Below are 19,732 nucleotides of genomic sequence, written 5' to 3'. Positions count from 1 at the left end.
ATGGGATTGCTCACCAATCTTTTCCGTCGTTTCAAAAACTCAGTTTATACCGCCGCAGGTATAGGGCGCCGCACTAAAAGCTGGTACGCACCAGGGCTTTCTCCGAATACGGCACTGACTGCAGATCTGTCCAAACTCATCAACCGCTCCCGGGCTGCGATCCGAAATGATCCCTGGGCAAGCAGTGGTCTGGAAAAACTGGTCAGCAATGTGATTGGTCGGGGCATTTCGCCCAAATCATTAGTGGACGACGATGGTTTGCGGGAACAGCTGCAAAACCTGTTTCTGCAATGGGCTGATGAGTCCGATGCCGATGGTCTGTTGAGTTTTACCGGGCAGCAATCGTTGATTACCCGAGCCATGTTTGAAGGCGGTGAGTGCTTTGTCAGGCTCCGTCCCCGCAAGCTGGAAGATGGACTATCGGTTCCCCTGCAACTGCAGGTGCTGGAATCCGAGTTTGTTCCCATTAGCTATAACGAGACGCTGGATAATGGCCATGTCATTAAGGCCGGGATTGAGTTCAATAAGTTGGGAAAACGGGTGGCCTACTATTTTCACCGAGAGCACCCAGCGGAGTTTGCTTTTGACAGCACCAGGCTGGTTCGAGTTAAGGCCGAAAACGTCCTGCATGTTTTTGAAGCCCTGCGCCCAGGACAACTGAGGGGGCAGCCTTTACTGACCCAGGTATTAGTCAGGCTCTATCATCTGGATAAATTTGATGATGCCACCCTGTTACGGCAGGAAATCGCCAACCTGTTCACCGGGTTTATTAAAAAGCCATCCCCCGAACAGGACCCCATTGACCCATTAACCGGCAAGCGACTGGTGTTTGATGACACGGGTCTACCCATGGTGGCGATGGAACCGGGCACCATGCAGGAACTGGCGCCGGGTGAAGAGGTCGAGTTCAATAACCCGCCTGGTACTGCGGCAGACTATCCGAACTTTATGAAACAGCAGCTGATGGCCATCGCCGCAGGTATTGGTCTGCCTTATGAACTGCTCTCGGGTGATATGGCAGGCGTCAGTGACCGGGCTCTGCGCCTGATCATCAATGAGTTCCGCCGCCGCATTCAGCAGATTCAGCATAACCAGATTATCTTTCAGTTCTGTCGGCCGGTCTGGAACCGTTGGCTGGATATGGCGGTGCTGAATGGCTCAGTAGCTATTCCTGGCTATGCCAATAATCCACGAGCCCATCGTCGGGTAAAGTGGATCGCCCACGGCTGGCCATATATGCATCCCGTTCAGGATATGCAGGCGCAGAAGATGGCGGTGCGCTCTGGCTTTAAGTCCCGTTCCGAAGTGGTCAGCGAACTGGGTTATGACAGTGAACAGATGGATGACGAAATCGCTGCGGATAATCGCCGTGCAGATAATCACTCGCTGAGGTACGACAGTGACGGCCGTGACCCGGAAAACCATAAAACTTCCAATCAACCAGCAAAGGATGACAGGGATGAGTCATAACCGACAGTGGTACACCTTTAAGAACGAAGCCAACCAGACACCGGAGCTATTTATCTTTGATGATATTGATGACTGGTACGGCGTTTCTGCCCAGAGTGTGGTGGATCAAATCCGTAATCTGGATGCATCAGATATTAATGTTCGGCTCAACAGCCGGGGCGGCATGGTGTTTGAAGGCATTGCCATCTATAACGCCCTAAGACTTCATAAAGCCAGTATCCATGTCACCATTGAGGGGCTGGCAGCGAGCATTGCCAGTGTCATTGCCATGGCTGGCGACACGGTCACTATCGCTGAAAATGCCATGATGATGATCCATAACCCGTATGGCTGGGCACAGGGCGATGCCGAAGCGATGCGTAAAACGGCCGATCTTATGGATAAGATCGCGGACAGTATCGCTGTGTCTTACACCGCCAGAACCGGCAAGAGCCTTGAAGAAATGAAGGCGCTGATGGAATCGGAATCCTGGTTCACCGCAACGGAAGCCCTGGAGTTGGGATTGGTGGATCAGATTGATGAACCGGTAAAGGCCGCTGCCCGCTTTGACCTTTCCATGTTCACTAACGCACCGGATGGTTATGGACGTATCGAGCAAGCTAAAAATCCAGCAGAGCCAGTTCCGCCACAGAGTCAGACGGTGGAGCCGAAATCTCAAGTTGATTCTGTGGCTATTGCTGATCTTTGCAGTCAGGCTGGTTATCCAGAAAAAACCGCTGCAATTCTTAAAGCGGCACTGTCGGAAAATGAGGTCAAGGTTCGGCTGGCCAGCTATGACCAAATTAAAAACCTCTGCCAGACAGCAGGCTTCCCGGATAAGGCAGCGGATTTTATAAAAGAGGACTGTTCGGTTTCAGAAGTACAAAACAGCCTTCTCGCATCGCTGACCTCTGACGATGAACCCATCAATAATGCCCTGACGCCCAAACAGCAGGGATTGAAACCAACCACGTCAGCCATTGATACGCAGGCGATCTACAGTCGGCGTAACCGGGCATAACCCTTTCTCTATCCCTCCACTCTTTACAACAAAAGAAGGACTTTACCCATGAGTGTAAAAACGGAATCCGTGTATACCGGCGAATTTCTGGTGTCTGAAGGCAACAACACCATCAGCCGTGAACAGGTACCCTTGGCGGCAAACCTGACGATGATGCCTGGTACTGTTGTCGGCAAGGCTTCTGCGGATGGTATTTACAGCCCTCTTGACCCTTCTGCAGATGATGGCACCCAAAATGCGGCAGGTATTCTCTACGCAGGCAAGGTGACGGACGCTTCAGGCGGTGACGGTGTCATCATCGCCCGTCTGGCAGAAGTGGTAGACAGCCTGCTGATCTGGCCTGCCGGGATTACTGATGAACAAAAGGCAACGGCCGTGGATCAACTGGCCGGGCTGGATATTATCCTGCGCACGGAATAACCCTTCCTGAATTACCCGCTGTCACGATTCCTCCACACCTTTTCTATTACCGTTATCAAGGAGCGATAACATGCTGGATATTTTTAATGACGATGCGTTCAGTCTTACCAGTCTGACCGCCACCATCAATGAGATGGATTACAAGCCTGGTCGTCTTGGGCAACTGGGGCTTTTTCAGGAGAGTGGCATCAATACCACAACCGTTGTGGTGGAAAGCATTAATGGCGAGCTTCGCCTGCTGCCTTCGACCGAGCGTGGTGCACCCGCTACTCAGGCTATTGGCGATAAACGTCAGCTGCGCAGTTTTGTAGTGCCTCATATACCTCATGACGGCACGATTCTTGCCGCAGAAGTGCAGAATGTCCGTCAGTTCGGCAGTGAGGATGCCATGCAGGGTGTGCAGGCCGTAGTGAACCAGCGATTACAGAAGATGAATGCCAACCATGAGGTGACGCTGGAGTTTCTGCGAATGGGCGCGCTCAAAGGGGAAATCCTCGACGGCGATGGCAGCACCATTCTCTACAACCTGTTTGATGAGTTCGGTGTTAGTCAGCAGACCCATGATTTCAAGTTCTCGGTCACTACGACGGATGTTCGTGCCCAGGGTGTCAAAGCCCGCCGCCTGGTGGATGATGCGCTGGGTGCATTGCCTTACAGTGGCCTTCATGCCTTCTGCGGATCGGATTTCTTTGATGGGCTGGTCGGTCATAAATCGGTGAAAGAAGCCTACCAGCGATGGCAGGATGGCGAAGCGCTGCGCACAGACCCCAAGGGCAAGTTCCGTTTTGCGGATATCGATTGGGAAGAGTACCGCGGTTCAGTGGGTGGCAATGACTTTGTCGCGGCCAATGAAGCATATCTCTACCCAACAGGTGCAGATATCTTCAAGACCTGGTTTGCGCCGGCTGATTTTGTCGAGACCGTCAACACCATCGGTCTGCCTCGCTATGCCAAGCAGAAGGTGATGGATTTTGAGAAAGGCGTGATTGTACATACCCAGTCCAATCCCCTGCCAATCAACCTCAGGCCTCGAGCAGTCATCAAACTGACCATGAGCTAAATGAATAGCTGGTCAGCAATGACCAGCTTATTTGAAACAGGAGTGACTATTGCTCAAGTGCTTCTTTGGCGTCGTCTTTGCTTTCTTGAATGGCTTCAATGGTGGCTTTTTGGGCTTCTTCGATCACTTGTACTGCCTGATCACCCGCCATTTCAATGAATTTTTCCGGGTCAACATTGGCCTGAATTTCGTTAAAGGCATCCTGAGCCTGACTCATGATTTCTCCAGCTTCTGTAGACGTGGTTACTTCCTGCACTTGTTCCAACGCTTCTTGAGCCGCTGCTTTGGCTTCTTGAATAGCTTCTTCTATTTCGGCCTGTTGCTCGCCACAACCAGATAGCAGGGTCAGTGTAAACAGTGAGATGCCCATACGTTTTAGCATTCTATTCTCTCAACATGAGTTCCAATCATGGGATTCTACCTTCTGCTTCACACCACAGGAATAACGGATGAACGACACATTTTCAGTGATGGGTCACACCATCCTTTCCACTTTTGGGCAGTCGGTGTTACTGACACTTTCAGATCAGTTATCGCTGGAAACCCAAGGTATTATCAGCACAGAACTGGTGGAGCTTGGCAAATATGAGGCAGTTCAGGGCGAAGTGACGGTTCTTACCTTGGACAGCACCATCCGGTTGAAACGTGGCAATACTGTATTAGCCAACGGGCAGGTTTATGAAGTCGACCGAAAGCTGAAAGACGATGGCTACTTAGCCAAATGGAATATCTATGCTCATTGAACAGGAAGTCAGCGGGGATATTGAAGAACTCACCGCCCTGTTCAAACACTCCCCGGAAAAAGCCGAACAGGCCATTCAGCGAGCCCTGGCCAAACTGAGTCGTTGGGCAGAACGGCAAGTGCTGCGTGATATGTCCCGGCGTATGAAGGTCTCACAAAAAATACTGAAAGAACTGAATCGGATTCGGGTAAGGCTTAAAAAAAGTTACGGCAGTAAAGAGCGTTACCTGACCCTCTGGATTGGCATCAATGAAGTGGGTGCGCATCGTCTCGGTAACCCAAGGCAGACTCGACGGGGAGTCCGAGTAGGCAGTGACCGTTTTTGGGAAAACAGTTTCCTGATGCAGCCAGTGAATACTTCCAGGAAGCTGATCTTTGAACGGAAAGATAACTGGCAACACCGTTATCAGCAATCCAAACGCTCAGGCCGTTGGATGTGGATGGGATTGCCACTGGAAAAGAAAACCGTTCGGATTGATGTGGAGGCTGAAACCTCCCTGAAAAAAGTCAGCCCTCTGCTGGTGAACCGGTTTACTGACCTGCTCCATCAGGAACTCAACTATGCCTTTAACATCGAATCCTGAGCGACAGATTATTGAGAGCCTGATTGAGCATCTGAAGCAGGTGTCTGAAAATACACTCCTTGGCTATTCAGCTACCGGGCAGGAACAGGATTTAGACCTGCCAGCTATTCTGGTGCAATTGGAATCCATTAACGAAGAACAGCGCCAGGGCCAGCGGGCCAAGTACCGGATGGAATTTAATATCAGCGTGGTGGCCAAAACCAATATAGACTCCACTTATACCTTGCTGGATTTAACCCGCTCTATTCGAGAGCTATTCACCACCGGCCAACGTTTTACGCCAGAAGCCCGAAATATCCACTTCAGTGAAACCCAGTTTGATATTTCGCCGAGCAATGCACACCTGTCGTTTGCTGACCTGCAACTGCACATTGACGTCGTCCTCTAACCCCACCTTCCTGATAAGGAGATCACCCCATGTCTACGATGGATCGTAGTTTTATTGGTGCCGGAAGCATCTACCTCAAACCGGCTGATGGCTCTGCCCCCTTGTTGCCAGTCGGCAACGTGAGCGAGTTCAAATTCAGCTTTGAAGAAGATAAGAAGGAGTTGAAAAACTATTTAGGTGGCGGAGGAAACCGAAATACCATCAGCCGGATTTCGTCGATCTCTGCCAGCGTCACCGCCCATGATTTCACCGCGGATAATCTGGCCATGGCTCTGCGAGGTTCAGCCACCGCAGGTTCGACCACAGCGGTGACCGATGAACCCCATACCTCTTTCGGCGTGGCAGGCGAGCTGATTCCCTTCGATAAAATGCCTGACCTGACCAAAGCCATAACGGTGAAGGACAGTCTGGATACCACGTTGGTTGAAGGGGATGACTACACACTGACGAAGGCCGGAATTAACGTGGTGGAAGGTGGCGGAATAGATAACCTTGGCATCACCGTCAGCTACACCCCGTTAGCCTCCAATATGGTGCAGGCCTTGATTGAGTCCGGCAAAGAGTTCGTGCTGTTTATGGAAGGCCTGAACGATGCCCAGGATGGCAAGGCGTTTAATATCCGGGTGCACCGGGTGAAGTTCTCGCCCGTTCAGAATCTGGATTTTATCTCCGACGATTTTGCCAGTATTCCACTGGAACTGGACGTGCTGGCAGATACCACCATCACTGGCACTGGTCTCAGTACCTTTTTGCAGATTGATCTGGCGAAGTAACGACCTTCCTTTGATAGCCTCATTTTTGGGGCATATTTCTGGATAGAAAAGCCCATGGCCTCACTCAAACAGTCCGCCATTCAGTTAGTCCTGAAGGCAAAAGATGCGTTGTCCGGCAAGGTGAAACAGTCCGCAGAGTCCCTTGATTATCTCAAGGGCGAAGCGGCTGACCTGAAAGAGCAGCTCGGCAAGCTGAAAGATCAGAAGGCGTTGCTGACGTCGTTTGAAAAACAGACGCGGGCAACCTATGAGGCTGGGAAAGCCTTTCGTGCTGCTCAGGCAAAAGTGTCTGCGTTGGCCAGAGAAGTTGATCGTACTGAGAAGCCTACCAAAGCAATGGAGTTGGCACTGACCAAAGCCAGGCAGGAGGTCAGAAAAAGCAACACGGCGTATGGTCGTCAGCGTGAAGCATTGGCCAATGTAAGAAATCAACTGAACAAAGCAGGTCTGTCTAGTACCAAGCTGGCACAGCAACAGCAGAAGCTCAGTCATGAAATAGAAGACACTGGTTATGCCTTCGAGAAGGCCAATAAAAAGGCAAAAGCAGCTGACCGCACTTTCAAGAAAGAAACGCTGAAGAAAGTAGCCAGAGATGCCGAGCAGGCATCATCGGGTATTGGTCGTCTAACCAGACGGTTCGCTGGCTTGGTCGCAGCAGGGGCAGGCCTGTACACCATCAAACGTGGCATAGAGTCCATCCTGACTACGGGCGATAAGTTTGAGCGCTTGAGCGTTCAGCTGGAAGCCATTATGGGCTCCATGGCGGGAGGTGAACGGGCACTGGCCTGGATTAAGGACTTTACCCGCAACACGCCATTCCAATTGGAAGAAGTCTCTGAAGCATTTGTCCGGCTGAAAGCTTTTGGTCTCGATCCCATGGATGGGTCTATGCAGGCCATTGTCGATCAGGCTTCCAAGCTGGGCGGCGGGATGGAGCGGCTGAATGGCATCACGCTGGCTGTCGGTCAGGCCTGGGCAAAACAGAAACTTCAGGGAGAGGAGATTCTACAGCTGGTAGAGCGCGGTGTTCCGGTATGGGAACTGCTGGAAAAGGCCACCGGCAAAAACGTGCAGGAGTTACAGAAGCTATCGTCTGCCGGGAAGTTGGGACGGGATACCATCGCCTTGCTGATTGCCGAAATAGGCAAAAGTGCTGAAGGCGCAGCAGCCAAAAATATGAGCTTGCTGTCCGGTTATGTCAGCAACCTGAAAGACAGCTGGCAGCAGTTCCTGGCTGAAATTGCCGACAGTGGTGCTCTGGAATACACCAAGAACCTGCTGGGTTCCATCGCCCTGAAAATAGAGGCGATGAATCAGGACGGTCGCTTGCAGGCTCTGGCGAAAAAGATCAGCAATGCCTTTATTGCCATGGGCGAGGCCATTCAATCGGCGCTGTCTGGCCTTTCTTTTGACGGGTTTGCTTCAAAGGTAGAAACCAGCTTTTCCACCATCACTACGGTGATGGGTAAGCTGAAAACCACCTTCACGGTAACTGGCAATACCGTCACTTTCTTTTTCAACAGTTTCACACTGGCGGTGAAAGGCTTTGCGACTGCATTTCTCTATACCATTGGAGAAATCATCTTCGGCTGGGAAAAACTGGCAGAGGTGGTGGGGGCTGACTCCATTGCCAAAGAGATGCAGGCAACCACTCAGTATCTGCGCACTCTTGGCAAAGAGTTTGCCAAACAAACCGCTGAAGATGCCAATGCAGCCAAAGACGCATTGGTGGGTATTTATGAGGCCCTCTCGAAAAAACATGAGCAGGCACAAAAAGACATTCGTCGTGAAAGCAAGGTAACCTGGGATCAGATCAGGGAGGAACAGGAGCGCTACCGGGCAGGCGTTGAGCAGACTGGCCAAACCGCAGAGCAGGCAGCAGCAACCACCAAAGCGGCGTTTACCGATGCAGCGGATGCTATCAGCCAGATCAACGCGGCTGAAACCCGCACCGAATTAGCCAGCCTTGGTGTGGCACTGGCCGAAGCCTTTTCTGCCGGAACACTCTCTCAGGAAGAGTACACCCAGGCACTGGAGGCCAGTCGCCAGAAGCTGGCACAACTGAAAAAGGAGGCGGAAGGCACCAGCCAGAGTATTGATAAAGTCACCGAGGCTGGGGAGCAACAAACCGCAGCTCTTGAAGACACCGCTTCCATTGCCGGAGTCATGGCCGGTCATTACAACACCCTGACAGCAGAATTACAGGGCATGAGCGGTGCGGCACACGATGCCTTTGTTGCCATGAATGGCGTTGGCAACGTCAACACCAAGGAGGCGATCAGCAGTATTGCCGAACTGAAAAGTCAGCTGGAAGAAACCAGAGAAGAACTTAACAAGCTGCAGCATTCCTATACCTTCGATGTAACTGGCATCAGCAGTTGGATGAATGAGACTGCGAAAAATGCTGCTTATGTCAAAAGTCAGTACTTAGAACAGAAAATCGCCCTCGAAGAACTGTTAGAAAGTTATGAACTCGGCGGCTCCACAGCGAGAAGTTTTATCCGTCAGGGCGAGCGAGCCGCTGATACGATGAATCTCCTGAATAATCAGGATTTAGACCGCCTCAACAATGCCATTCGCTCGGCAGAGCAAAACATGGCCAGCCTTGGTGAGAGTTCCCGAAATACCCTCAACAGTCTGCAAGATGAACTGGATGAATTACAGGGCAGGCAGTCGGATATTGAGCAACGCCGTTATCAAACGCAGCGTGACGATCTGAAGGCACAGCAGGCCGAGGCTATTGCCAAAGGGGATCAGGAGGCGATCAAGAATATCACCTCTGCCCTGCGGATCAGTGAACAGATTTACAACGAACGTATCCGGCAGGCCAACAATGAAAAAGCCCAAATCCTCCAAGAGAACCAGGTGAGCACGTCAGCACCTACCACCCGAACCACACAACCGGCTCCACAAAAAATTATCCAGCTCGAATACCCCGGCGGTGCGGTCAATGTCGGCATTGATTCAACGGATGAAACCAAACTGCTGGAAGCCCTGAAAAACGCAGGTATGAGGACGGTCTGATGCAACTGGACACCATTACCCTCCCTGATGATCTGCTCTGGATCAATGAGTTCGACTGGAATCCCGTCGAGCAAAGCCAGGAACGCAGTTTAACCGGAGCACTCTTGGTTCAGGAGCAGATAAAAATGCATGGTCGTCCTATTTTACTGACTGGAGGCCAGAATGCAGGATGGGTTTCGCGCAAGACAGTATCAGAGCTTCAAAATTTGAGCTCGGAGCCAGATAAAGTCATGATCCTGACGTTATCAGACATGCGACAGTTAAATGTTATTTTCGATAGAAACGCTGGCAGCCCTGTCTCAGCGACTCAGGTAATCGAAGAAGCTTACCCAGCCGATAACAGTTATTACCATCTTTCATTAAGGCTTATAACCGTGTCATGATTCGGTCGGTTCATAGGTCAGGGAGAGTAATAACGATGACCAACCAGCTCACAAGCAGTCTTACCATTGATGATGCTTCTTATCGTGTTACCAAAGCAGATCCTCATCCAATATTTCACCCGGATATGCTGGGAATTAAAGTGTCCTCTATCGGCACTTTTTGTTGGGCAGGTTATATTGTCAGCTATGAATGTAAAGATGGTCAGTTGTTTGCTCGATCAATGACTTTAGGTGTCTTCGACGATGACCCATTGGTCAATGGCGTTAAACCTGACCCTCTTCCCAAACCCGATGATCCTGCGTATGCCTTTATTCTGGGTCGGAGTTACACCGATGTATGGTTGCCTCTGGATTATTCTGGTGAGGTGATTCTTGGAAAAGACTGGGTAGGTAACCTGGGGCGTGGTAACCACGGCAGTGCTCCTGCAGTTGAGTACAACGATGTCAAAAAGGTGGTATTTTTGGAAGGCAGGCTCCAAAAAATAACCGATATCTCTGAACAGTATGTGGCAGAACGACAAGCTCTGATTGAGCAGGAAGAAGAAAAGCGAGAAAAACAGTGGAGTATTGAAGAACGAAAGCGAAGGAGAGTACGCTTTAAACGAAAGGTTCTTGAGTTTTTCACCAGAAAGAAGCAGCCCATGGCAACACATCGGGATGGTTTTTGACAATTAACCGGAATCCGAAATAACCGCCAAATTGGCGGTTTTTTTTCGCCTGAAGAAAAGGAAAACCGATGGCTATTAACAGTGATGATGTAAAACTCTTCGAAAGCCAGCGCCTCACCGATGAGGAAGACGGTGGCGGTCGGGTCACTGGGAACGAGGTCATTGATGGCAACGTCAATAATCTCTTTCAGGATATTTCCCGGATCGACCGAACCATTGGTGATGTTGCCCTGCGTAAGGCGTTTATTGGGATCAGCACCGATAACAATGACATTTACCTCGGCAGTCACCTTATTCTGACCGAGCCTCCCAAGGATCAGAATGTCAGTGTTTTGCTGTTCAATACCGACAGCCAGACCGATGAGCGCCTCGATGCCAGAGACAGAATTGAGAGTTATGTGGTTCCCGGTATTAAAGCATCATGGGAACTGGTCGGCGATCAGCTGGAAGGTCAGCGTGCCATTGTCGGCTATCAACGTGAGGAATGGGCGGTTCCTGAAATTGGTGAAGTCTATAAGCTCACCACTCCCGATGGGCTAACGAGCCAGTTTATCCGTATTACGTCTGTTGACCATTCGGTGGTCACGTTTACCTATCACAACGGTTCAGAGTACGTCGATTTTAACCGGCGTAAGGTAGAAATGGAGATCAGTGCTCCGTTAGTAACAACTTTTGTCGGAGCGCAGCCAGTCCCCGGAGAACCGGAGGAAGAAACCAGCACCATTTATGGGACACAGATAGCTGATACCTCTCGTTATTATGGTATTCAGCCATTAAGTGCCAATGTGACCGCTGGCGACTTAACGGTTAAGGCCGAGAGCGTTTATGCGCCACTGGTGCCGAGTGCCAAGGTCGAAAGCCCGTTGCTCGATCAATACGGTGGCTATACCGGCAAAACCATGGTGGCTACGGCTGATACTACCCGTTCGGTCAGCTGTCGTTTTGTGCATATTTCCGGTAACCAGAGCCGAAGCTATGTCCAGCGTGGCGTGCTGCCCAAAACCCTCTCCCTGTCACTCGAAGGTGGCACCTTTGAAGATGACGGTGCGGGTCATCTGCTCCATAAAAGCGGGACCAATAATTTCAGCAAATTGACCGTGGATTATGAGCTCGGGGAGATCAACGTCTGGCGAGCGAGCAGCTATACCACGGCCACCGCCAATGCGACTTATCAGCCAGCCGTGGCGATTACCGGGGCTGCGATCAGTGGGGCTATCCCGATCACCAACCAGAACCGGGGCTTTAACTACACCCTGAATATGGCCGAGGCCAAACCAAGGCCGGGAACGCTGGTGGTCAGTTATATCGCTCTTGGGAAATGGCAGGACATTCGGGATACTGGCGCAGGCCAGATGACCGGCTCGGGAACCGGCACCATAATCTTTGCAACGGGATCTGCTGCGATCACCCTCGATGCACTGCCCGATCCTGACAGTGCAATCGTCTTCAGCTACGTGGCGCAGAATGACGACGAGGTCACTATCCGAACCGGCTCGGTGCCAGTGGATGATATGACCTTTCGCCATACCGTCGAGAAACCCGGCATTAAACCCGGCTCGATGACGGTGACGTATGTTTCCTCTGGCCAGAATAAAACCCTGACCGATCAGGCCAATGGGCTTCTCACTGGTGACGGTAACGGTGCTATCCACTACGCTCCCGGCGAGTTGAGCTTTAAGCTGGATTTTCTGCCCGACAGCGGCACCGAGATTCAACTGACCTATGAGGAAGGCACCAGTGCCGGTGGCGAGGTGATTGTCTCGGTGGATGGTCAGGGCGTAATGAGTGGCACCATTCCCGGTGCTCCCTTGCTCCCAGGTTCTATCCAGCTGCAATTTCTGGTCGAGCAGCTGTCCAACGTGCCGAGCGAAACCAGAAACGAGGATGACTGGACAACCTATGAAACCACCCGGAACGTGGCTAATCAGATCAGCGATGATACTTCCGGTGGTTGGCGTGGGGTTACAGGAACCATTGATTACCAGACCGGGGCGTTTACCATTCTGGCGTTGGAGCAGTACACCTACCCTGAATACGTCATCAAGCAGACGTTTAATGGTTACGTTCGAAAACTGGACGTGACCAACACCTCCAAAACCCAAACCTTCAATGGCAGCACCATTACGGCCATTGCACAGGCTAGCAATCTCGCTCATGCACCGTACAACGAGAATATCACCTCACCAGAACTGACCATTGATCTGTTGCCCTTGATGGACAATACCGTCCTGCTCCCCGGCAGCGTGATCTTTGAATGGAACGGTGAAACCTACTTTGACCGGGACGGTTCTCTCTATAAAAACCTGAGCACTAAAACCAATGCCGGGGTTCAGGTAGGCAGGGTTGACTACAGCGGTGGTATGGCGACACTGGCGAGCTATCCAGAGGGATCGGTCAGCACCGCCACCATTCAGGCAGCAGCCACCGTTGGCGTTGGCTTTAAGATTGATGCGGTCGCCTTCCGTACTCCCGGTGCTCCGATCCGTCAGGGCAGCTTGCAGCTAACGGCGGTGCGGGTGGATAACGGGGATATTATTACGGCAACGGCTGACTTTAACGGTGAGATCAATACCGCAGAAGTGGTCGGAAAAATCGACGTAACCACAGGCTGGTGTGAGCTTCAGTTTACCGATGGCAGCTCTCCTGAAGAGAAGCCAATCTACGTTATCCCGCAGAGTGTCCGTTTTAACTGTGTCGTAGAAACCAGCCTGCCGCTCGATGCGGAATTGATCGGCCTCGATCCGGTTCGCCTCCCTCCCGATGGCAAGGTGCCTATCTATCGTGCCGGGGATATTGTGGTCATCAGCCATACGGCAAGCACCGATGCTGGTACACCAACAACCGGTCAGGTGATCAACCTGGCTCGTGACCATCAGGCGGAAATCGTGGTGGAAGACAGCAGCGGGGCTCTGCTGGCCAGCGATCAATACACCGTCGATAGAGAAGCTGGCACCGTTACCTTTGCCGATCCATTGAGCCTGATTGATGCTGGCAGTAACCCTCTATCTGCACCTTTCACCATTAAGGATCGGGTCGAGCACATGAGCGTGTTAAGTGACGTTCAGATCAATGGTGATCTCTCTATTATTTCGCCTGTCCCTTGGGACTTACCGGCAACCGAAACCACAGTAAGCAGCGCCGTGGTTTATGGCGATCTTCAAGCCAGAGTGAAAAACTTTTTCAGCCAGAAGGTTTGGGATAACGGCGATCCGAACTGGACAGATCATCGGATCGGCGACCAGACCACCGCCCAATACAACACCATCAACTATCCGGTGGAAGTGACCAACAAGGGAGCCATCTATGGCAAGTGGGCGATCATCTTTACCAGCGGTTCAGCATTCCAGATTGTTGAAGAAAAGCTCGGGATCATCGCAACCGGCAACACCATTGCTGATGCAGCGCCACTTAACCCGGAAACAGGTGTGCCTTACTTTACTCTGCGAGCCGATGGTTGGGGCAGCGGTTGGGCAGCGGGGAACGCTATCCGATTTAATACCGATGGTTGCCTTGCACCTATCTGGATCTGTCGGACGGTTCTCGCCGGTCAGGGAACAGAGACCAATGATGATTTTACGCTTCAGATCAGGGGGGATGCTGACTAATGGCTGGAATATGGTTTCCCGAAGATAACGTTGCAGGAAAGCTATCTACTCCTCGAATTTATGCGGCGGATAATGAGGCGTTTAATTCGTCAGTTTCCGAACTTCATTTTGTAATGACGTTGATTTTGCATGAGTCAACGGCGACAAAAAGTGTTCCGCTTTTAAATATCGATGGCTTTGCAACTACAACTGGTAATTCTGTTTATCGGACAGATATTTGGGTTGAAAATGGGGTTTTACATTATCGAACGGAAAGGTCTAGTGATGGTCGTGTAGGAACAAAGGGAGAATCAACTGCCATATTGCCGACAGGTGTGCCTGTTGAAATCGTAATCACTATGAATGCGAGCCGGAGTTATACGCCTGATAAGTTGGTCATGCACATCAATGGCACACGAGATACCGTTGTTAATTTGCAATCAAGTAAAAACTATACCTTTCCCTGGTATAGTTATCAGGAAGTTTCACTGGGCTACGCGTCTAAGACGAATACCTTTGCAGCAGGTCTGTTAATCACGGACTTTCACTTATCCAATATTTATAACTCATCGCCAGTAAAAAATGCGTCCGCAATTAGTACCTATCAGACGATATGGAACTCTGATTTTGAGAATGTGGCTGAACCTCTAAAAGTCGCTACCCGGCGCAATAACATAGACAGCAGCCTAAGTTGGGTTAATAGCGATGATACAAAGGTCATCTGGACTGATGGTAATGCTATCCCTTCAGCTGGTGGTGGCGGTGGTGATGCCGGAGCCGGGGGGATTATCATTCCCGGCAATGGCAACACCACACAGGTTCAGGGTGTCATTACAGAGAATGATCTTTTTGTTGCCCGAAGAGTTATGGCTATTACCGAGGCGCAGTTGGCAGTGACCGATAGCGAATTGACCAAGCATGCTGTTCTCGATAGCACTGTCAGCAGCGATGTTGATGGAACCTATACCTTGGATACCAGCCCTTACGAGGGCGCAGTAATGGTAATGGCAGCGGACGAATACGGCTCTGTCTGGCAACCGGATACAGCCTATGTTGTCGGTGATGTTATCAGGCCTGCAAACTTTCAGGGCTATGTCTACCAATGCACTCTCGCTGGCACCACTGGCAATACAGAACCGGTCTGGTGGTATGAGACTGATACGAGCCAGACGATAGGTACTGCTCAATTCACAGCAAAACCGTTTAGTCGTCCACTGGTACACGGTCCAATAATCCCTACCATCATTCCTGCCAGCTGATAACGATGGCTTATATACCTGACCAAGCTGATTTCATTTTCGGCCTCGATCCTTATGTGCCGGTTACTGGCTTTGCTTTCTATCCAGAAAAGAAATACGCCTTTGTCACACCGCCTTCGGTCGTCAGTGTTTACCAAGGGCGTTGGGATACCGGCCTCAGTAGCCAGCAAAGCAGTCTGGTGGCTTATGGCGTAAGTTTGCCCGTTTGTAGTAGCCGGACACAAGCTAGCCAGCAGGCAACACCTCTGAAAGCCTTGCCAATCGGGCTATTTTGGGGGGAGGTGACTAAAAAGAGTGCCGTTGTCAGTTTTAGTCATGGCGTGTCGGTTGCGAAACACAGTTCAAAAAGTAGCCTTTGGAAACATACCAACCTGCAGGATGTTAAACACTCGCAGCGTTGGGATCACTCAATAAGGGCTACGGATGAGAGTGCAGTTGATCGTTGGCAAACAGGCAGGCCTGAAGATCGGAAAAAGCAAAACAGTATTCGCCGTGTTGATGAATTTAGCCCTCCGCACCAGATAGACAAGTTCGGCTATCTGATACCGGGAGCAAGCCTGCTTAACTTCCGTTTTTCCGGTCAGCCTTATTCGCCCGAAGCGACTCCTGCGGTTTACTTCCGAATGGGGCGCAGGATTGAGGCCAAGGTTATTCAGCCGAGGGATAGTAAACGTTCCTCTATCTTCCAAAGCAACCGAGCCGAGGATCAGCCAGTTATCCTGCCGTGGGGCTTCGGCCAGAAAGCCAAGGATGAGAGCGTAACCGGCAACTATGGCGGCGAGACAGACCCGAACATTGTGGAAAAGCCGGAGCCAGAGCAGCCAGAGATCAGGGAGAGTTATCTGCTTATGAACGTTATCACCACCGTCGTATTGCCTGTCCGGACACCGCTCGAACTGCCCTCAATGGAAATCAGTCTGGATATTGATAGCTTCTCTTGGAGCTTTACCGGAGAGCTTTGGGGCGCTTCCAATATCGCACTGGTGGAACCGGACGAGAACGGTCCAAAGCAGATCGAGGTGGATATCAACGGCTGGAAGTGGATCTTCATTATTGAGCGTTACAGCACAAACAGACGGTTCGGGGATGAGCGTTACACACTCTATGGCAGCAGCCGAACGCAGCTTTTGGCATCGCCTTATGCGCCACAGAGAAGCAAGAGCAACAGCGCCAACCTCAACGCTAAACAGGCTATTACCGAAGAGCTGGCCCCTTTCTTTGAAGAGAGCGGCTTCACGGCAATCTATCCCGATCTGAACGACTACAGCACACCCGATTGGATAATGCCTGGAGGTTCATTCAGCTATCAGAACCAGACCCCTATACAAGTGGTGGCCAAGATAGCTACCACGGCAGGATCAGTGGTTATCCCAAGTCGAGATAACGATCAGGTGAGCATTCAACCTCGCTACCCTGCCAGCCCTTGGCATTGGAACACCGCCACGATGGACAAGATCGTTCCAGCCAGTATGGTCATTAGCTTGAGTGCCAACTGGCGACCGGAGCAGGCTTACAATGCGGTTTATGTTTCCGGCACCAATGCAGGCGTTACAGTCAACGTCAAAAGAACCGGCTCCAATGGCGATAACCCGGCTCCCGATATTCTGGAAGACTGGCTTACCGAAACGCAGGTCAATACCGAGCGTGGCCGAAATGAGCTCGCCAAGGGGGGCAACCAGAGCATTACCACCATTGAACTGCCATTGACCGACACCAACACAGCACCCGGGTTAATTGAGCCGGGGATGCTGGTAGAGGTTCAGGATACACTTTTAGGAGAGAGCGGAAACTGGCAAGCCCTCTGTCTGGCGACCAGCATCAGTGCAAGCGGCGTGGGGAATGTTGTTCAGTCAGTAGAGCTCGAGCGGCATTATTAAAAAGTGCCCAGTATGGTAATACTGGGACTTAAGCGCATTGGTTTGTCATTAAAACGACAGGTTAAACATAGTCTATGGAGGGATTATGGCAACCACCAATATCTGGCAGCAGTTCAAGGCTCTGATTCCTGAAGGCATGCGTGTCATCGCCACCATTACTGCTAACAACGGCAACGGTACCAGTCAGGCAGAGCTGAGAGATGGTTCAGTGATCACCGTGAAAGGGGAATCAGTAAGTGTTGGCTTGAAGGCATTTATTCAGGATGGGGAGATAAGAGGTATAGCACCTGATCTCGCTCACTATGAAGTGGAAGTTTGAGGTAAGCAAAAAATAATAAAGTTATCCAAAATTCAGCCGATATTGATCGATCAAAAAATGATCAGTTGTTTATAACCCTCCTTTTTTGCCACTCAGACTCATCTCCTCACGGTTTATCCACAGCGTTTTCCACATAAATTCTGGATGACTCATCGAGCTACGCAATAAGAAAAACCGAAATCATTACCATTCATGATCAGGCTTGACTAACAATAAGCACACAATTTATCAACAGGTTACACATCGACTCAAATCTGATGACAAGTCCAGAGAGAATTGTGCATAACATCCTGTAATAAGAAAGGTTATCTAGAAATCTTGTTTTCACAGAACGCTGGATTTATCTGTTTATCCACAGCCGGCTTAAACACTGAATATCTTATTTGCTAACCCGCCTGCATCACTGCTCATTAGCTTGACACAAGAATCAGATCAAATGACTATACTGTATATATAAACAGTCTTTGAGTTGAAGTGGCATGAAGCCAATCCAGATCCTTCCACAACCCACCCCAGAAGTATTACCCTTCTACCGGAGCCCCGCAGCCTGCGGATTTACCAGCCCAGCGGCAGATTACCTGCAAGAAACACTGTCCCTTGATCAACTGCTAATCCGCCATCCTGCTGCCACTTTTTTTGCAAGAGCCCAGGGACGATCCATGGAAGGTGCCGGTATCTTCGATGGTGATATCCTCATTATTGACCGCTCGCTATCCCCAAAAGATGGTGATGTGATACTCACTCTGCTGGATGGTGAGTTAATCGTAAAGCGCCTCATCTACCGCAACAACAAGCCAGAACTCCATTCTGAAAACCCGGACTACCCGCCCGTTAAGCTCGATTCTGAACAGGAAATTACTGTTTGGGGTGTGGTGACTGAAGTCATTCACCACCTGCGATGAAGGAAGTAATCGCCCTCTGCGACGCCAACGCCTTTTACTGTTCCTGCGAGCAGGTCTTTAATCCATCCCTGCTTGATAAAGCCCTGGGCGTGCTGAGCAATAACGATGGCTGCATTGTTGCCAGAACAGCGCAACTCAAAGCACTGGGCGTTGCCATGGGTACACCGGCATTCAAAGTCAGGGATCAGGTAGAGCGTGGCGAGATCATTCTGAGAAGCTCCAACTATGCACTCTACGGCGATATGTCCTCCCGTTTTATGTCGGTGCTGGAACAGTTCAGCCCGAAGCTGGAAGTGTATTCCATCGATGAAGCCTTTGTTGACCTCTCCGGTTTTCCTGAAGACAACCTGCATGCCAGAGGCCGGGACATGAAACAGCGGGTATTCCAGTGGACAGGGCTCCCCATTGGCGTGGGCATCTCTACCACCAAAACACTCGCCAAACTGGCGAATTACGCGGCCAAGAAATTTCCGGCAACTGGTGGCGTTGTGGACTTAACCAGCCCAGTTCGCCAGCAGCGGCTAATGGCGATTACCCCGGTTGGTGAAGTATGGGGCGTCGGCCGGCGAATCGGAAAACGGCTGGAGGCGGCAGGCATTCATACAGCGGCACAACTGGCAAACGCCAATCGACAATGGATCAAGAAACAGTTTTCTGTAGTGTTGGAACGCACAGTCTGCGAACTCCAGGGAGAATACTGCATTCCCTGGGAGGAAGGAGGTTCAGCCAATAAACACCAGATCATGTGTTCAAGAAGCTTTGGCCATCGAGTCACCACCAAACAGGAACTTCATGCGGCACTGGCCAGTTTTATCTGTCGTGCCTGCGAGAAACTCAGAAAGCAAAAGCAGTATTCCCGTGAAGCCATCCTCTTTATCAGGACTGACCCCTTTAAAGACAACCTCCCACAAACAGGCCGAAGTCTTAAGCTGATGGCACCGTCTCCTACCAGCGATAGCTCGGTCTGGCTACAACAGTTAACTCCGGCTTTGGACATACTGTTTCAGGAGGGTTACGAGTATAAAAAGGCAGGCTTCGCCCTCATGGATCTTTGCTCCGGCCAGGGCTTTCAGGGAGATTTACTGACAGCAGCATCAAACCCCGAAAATACCCGGATGATGTCGGTACTGGATGCCATCAATCAACGTTTTGGAAGCCAAACACTGCGGCCTGCTTCAGTGGGGTTTGAGTCTCAGCAGTGGCATATGAATCAGCAGGCATTGAGTCCCTGTTATACGACTCAATGGCGAGATATTATACGAGTCAGAATATGAAAGTG

Annotated in this window: 18 protein-coding genes; 17 read left to right on the top strand and 1 reads right to left on the bottom strand. The window is 50.9% G+C overall.

The features are described from left to right. The 4 genes from ACOCLE_RS18560 (at nt 1) to ACOCLE_RS18545 (ending at nt 3,950) form a co-directional block, all read left to right on the top strand. Entirely contained in the window at nt 1–1,470 is a 1,470-nt protein-coding gene (locus ACOCLE_RS18560) for a phage portal protein (protein WP_419533717.1), read from the top strand. After that, entirely contained in the window at nt 1,460–2,470 is a 1,011-nt protein-coding gene (locus ACOCLE_RS18555) for a head maturation protease, ClpP-related (RefSeq protein ID WP_419533716.1), read from the top strand. Before ACOCLE_RS18560 ends, ACOCLE_RS18555 begins: the two co-directional genes overlap by 11 nt. Before the next feature lie 48 nt (nt 2,471–2,518). Next, nucleotides 2,519–2,890 carry a head decoration protein gene (locus tag ACOCLE_RS18550; protein WP_419533715.1) on the top strand — a complete coding sequence of 124 codons (372 nt, stop codon included), beginning with the start codon at nt 2,519–2,521 and terminating at the stop codon, nt 2,888–2,890. 133 nt (nt 2,891–3,023) lie between these two features. Next, nucleotides 3,024–3,950, top strand: coding sequence for a major capsid protein (locus ACOCLE_RS18545; RefSeq protein WP_419533714.1), 927 nt, complete (start codon nt 3,024–3,026; stop codon nt 3,948–3,950). Between the two features lie 46 nt (nt 3,951–3,996). Here ACOCLE_RS18545 and ACOCLE_RS18540 read toward each other — a convergent pair whose 3' ends face one another. Then, a complete protein-coding gene (locus ACOCLE_RS18540) occupies nt 3,997–4,320 on the bottom strand; it encodes a hypothetical protein (protein ID WP_419533713.1) in 324 nt (107 codons plus the stop codon). A 79-nt stretch (nt 4,321–4,399) separates the two neighbouring features. Here ACOCLE_RS18540 and ACOCLE_RS18535 point away from each other — a divergent pair, with 79 nt between their 5' ends. From ACOCLE_RS18535 to ACOCLE_RS18475, 13 genes are all read left to right on the top strand, one after another. Then, nucleotides 4,400–4,693 carry a hypothetical protein gene (locus ACOCLE_RS18535; protein ID WP_419533712.1) on the top strand — a complete coding sequence of 98 codons (294 nt, stop codon included), beginning with the start codon at nt 4,400–4,402 and terminating at the stop codon, nt 4,691–4,693. Further along, nucleotides 4,683–5,276: a hypothetical protein gene (locus ACOCLE_RS18530; RefSeq protein ID WP_419533711.1), complete on the top strand. Its 594-nt coding sequence runs from the start codon at nt 4,683–4,685 to the stop codon at nt 5,274–5,276. The genes ACOCLE_RS18535 and ACOCLE_RS18530 overlap by 11 nt, the downstream gene beginning before the upstream one ends. After that, complete coding sequence (locus tag ACOCLE_RS18525; protein WP_419533710.1) at nt 5,254–5,664, top strand: phage tail terminator family protein; 411 nt, start codon at nt 5,254–5,256, stop codon at nt 5,662–5,664. Before ACOCLE_RS18530 ends, ACOCLE_RS18525 begins: the two co-directional genes overlap by 23 nt. A gap of 29 nt (nt 5,665–5,693) precedes the next feature. Continuing rightward, nucleotides 5,694–6,437, top strand: a complete 744-nt coding sequence (locus ACOCLE_RS18520) for a hypothetical protein (protein ID WP_066015968.1) — start codon at nt 5,694–5,696, stop codon at nt 6,435–6,437. A 54-nt stretch (nt 6,438–6,491) separates the two neighbouring features. Continuing rightward, entirely contained in the window at nt 6,492–9,461 is a 2,970-nt protein-coding gene (locus ACOCLE_RS18515) for a tape measure protein (protein WP_419533709.1), read from the top strand. Continuing rightward, nucleotides 9,461–9,844, top strand: a complete 384-nt coding sequence (locus ACOCLE_RS18510; RefSeq protein WP_419533708.1) for a hypothetical protein — start codon at nt 9,461–9,463, stop codon at nt 9,842–9,844. Before ACOCLE_RS18515 ends, ACOCLE_RS18510 begins: the two co-directional genes overlap by 1 nt. 35 nt (nt 9,845–9,879) lie before the next feature. Further along, the gene (locus tag ACOCLE_RS18505) at nt 9,880–10,512 is read left to right on the top strand and encodes a hypothetical protein (protein ID WP_419533707.1); all 633 of its coding nucleotides are present in this window, start codon (nt 9,880–9,882) and stop codon (nt 10,510–10,512) included. 68 nt (nt 10,513–10,580) lie between these two features. After that, nucleotides 10,581–14,117, top strand: coding sequence for a hypothetical protein (locus tag ACOCLE_RS18500; protein WP_419533706.1), 3,537 nt, complete (start codon nt 10,581–10,583; stop codon nt 14,115–14,117). Then, nucleotides 14,117–15,355 (top strand): hypothetical protein, encoded by a 1,239-nt coding sequence (locus tag ACOCLE_RS18495; RefSeq protein ID WP_419533705.1) that lies wholly within the window; start codon nt 14,117–14,119, stop codon nt 15,353–15,355. The genes ACOCLE_RS18500 and ACOCLE_RS18495 overlap by 1 nt, the downstream gene beginning before the upstream one ends. A gap of 5 nt (nt 15,356–15,360) precedes the next feature. Next, complete coding sequence (locus tag ACOCLE_RS18490) at nt 15,361–17,232, top strand: hypothetical protein (RefSeq protein ID WP_419533704.1); 1,872 nt, start codon at nt 15,361–15,363, stop codon at nt 17,230–17,232. Nucleotides 17,233–17,317: 85 nt separating this feature from the next. Further along, nucleotides 17,318–17,551 carry a hypothetical protein gene (locus tag ACOCLE_RS18485; RefSeq protein ID WP_419533703.1) on the top strand — a complete coding sequence of 78 codons (234 nt, stop codon included), beginning with the start codon at nt 17,318–17,320 and terminating at the stop codon, nt 17,549–17,551. A gap of 479 nt (nt 17,552–18,030) precedes the next feature. Further along, nucleotides 18,031–18,453, top strand: a complete 423-nt coding sequence (locus tag ACOCLE_RS18480; RefSeq protein ID WP_419533702.1) for a LexA family protein — start codon at nt 18,031–18,033, stop codon at nt 18,451–18,453. Next, nucleotides 18,450–19,727, top strand: a complete 1,278-nt coding sequence (locus ACOCLE_RS18475) for a Y-family DNA polymerase (RefSeq protein WP_419533701.1) — start codon at nt 18,450–18,452, stop codon at nt 19,725–19,727. Before ACOCLE_RS18480 ends, ACOCLE_RS18475 begins: the two co-directional genes overlap by 4 nt. The last annotated feature ends 5 nt before the right edge of the window (nt 19,728–19,732 follow it).

The sequence above is a fragment of the Endozoicomonas sp. genome (assembly GCF_965196975.1).
GTDB lineage: Bacteria > Pseudomonadota > Gammaproteobacteria > Pseudomonadales > Endozoicomonadaceae > Endozoicomonas.
This window is presented reverse-complemented; position numbering and strand designations above follow the sequence as displayed.

Coding starts and splice junctions, on each gene's coding strand:
- ACOCLE_RS18560 (WP_419533717.1), top strand. CDS start 1: ATGGGATTGCTCACCAATCTTTTCCGTCGTTTCAAAAACTCAGTTTAT.
- ACOCLE_RS18555 (WP_419533716.1), top strand. CDS start 1,460: ATGAGTCATAACCGACAGTGGTACACCTTTAAGAACGAAGCCAACCAG.
- ACOCLE_RS18550 (WP_419533715.1), top strand. CDS start 2,519: ATGAGTGTAAAAACGGAATCCGTGTATACCGGCGAATTTCTGGTGTCT.
- ACOCLE_RS18545 (WP_419533714.1), top strand. CDS start 3,024: ATGGATTACAAGCCTGGTCGTCTTGGGCAACTGGGGCTTTTTCAGGAG.
- ACOCLE_RS18540 (WP_419533713.1), bottom strand. CDS start 4,320: ATGGGCATCTCACTGTTTACACTGACCCTGCTATCTGGTTGTGGCGAG.
- ACOCLE_RS18535 (WP_419533712.1), top strand. CDS start 4,400: ATGAACGACACATTTTCAGTGATGGGTCACACCATCCTTTCCACTTTT.
- ACOCLE_RS18530 (WP_419533711.1), top strand. CDS start 4,683: ATGCTCATTGAACAGGAAGTCAGCGGGGATATTGAAGAACTCACCGCC.
- ACOCLE_RS18525 (WP_419533710.1), top strand. CDS start 5,254: ATGCCTTTAACATCGAATCCTGAGCGACAGATTATTGAGAGCCTGATT.
- ACOCLE_RS18520 (WP_066015968.1), top strand. CDS start 5,694: ATGTCTACGATGGATCGTAGTTTTATTGGTGCCGGAAGCATCTACCTC.
- ACOCLE_RS18515 (WP_419533709.1), top strand. CDS start 6,492: ATGGCCTCACTCAAACAGTCCGCCATTCAGTTAGTCCTGAAGGCAAAA.
- ACOCLE_RS18510 (WP_419533708.1), top strand. CDS start 9,461: ATGCAACTGGACACCATTACCCTCCCTGATGATCTGCTCTGGATCAAT.
- ACOCLE_RS18505 (WP_419533707.1), top strand. CDS start 9,880: ATGACCAACCAGCTCACAAGCAGTCTTACCATTGATGATGCTTCTTAT.
- ACOCLE_RS18500 (WP_419533706.1), top strand. CDS start 10,581: ATGGCTATTAACAGTGATGATGTAAAACTCTTCGAAAGCCAGCGCCTC.
- ACOCLE_RS18495 (WP_419533705.1), top strand. CDS start 14,117: ATGGCTGGAATATGGTTTCCCGAAGATAACGTTGCAGGAAAGCTATCT.
- ACOCLE_RS18490 (WP_419533704.1), top strand. CDS start 15,361: ATGGCTTATATACCTGACCAAGCTGATTTCATTTTCGGCCTCGATCCT.
- ACOCLE_RS18485 (WP_419533703.1), top strand. CDS start 17,318: ATGGCAACCACCAATATCTGGCAGCAGTTCAAGGCTCTGATTCCTGAA.
- ACOCLE_RS18480 (WP_419533702.1), top strand. CDS start 18,031: ATGAAGCCAATCCAGATCCTTCCACAACCCACCCCAGAAGTATTACCC.
- ACOCLE_RS18475 (WP_419533701.1), top strand. CDS start 18,450: ATGAAGGAAGTAATCGCCCTCTGCGACGCCAACGCCTTTTACTGTTCC.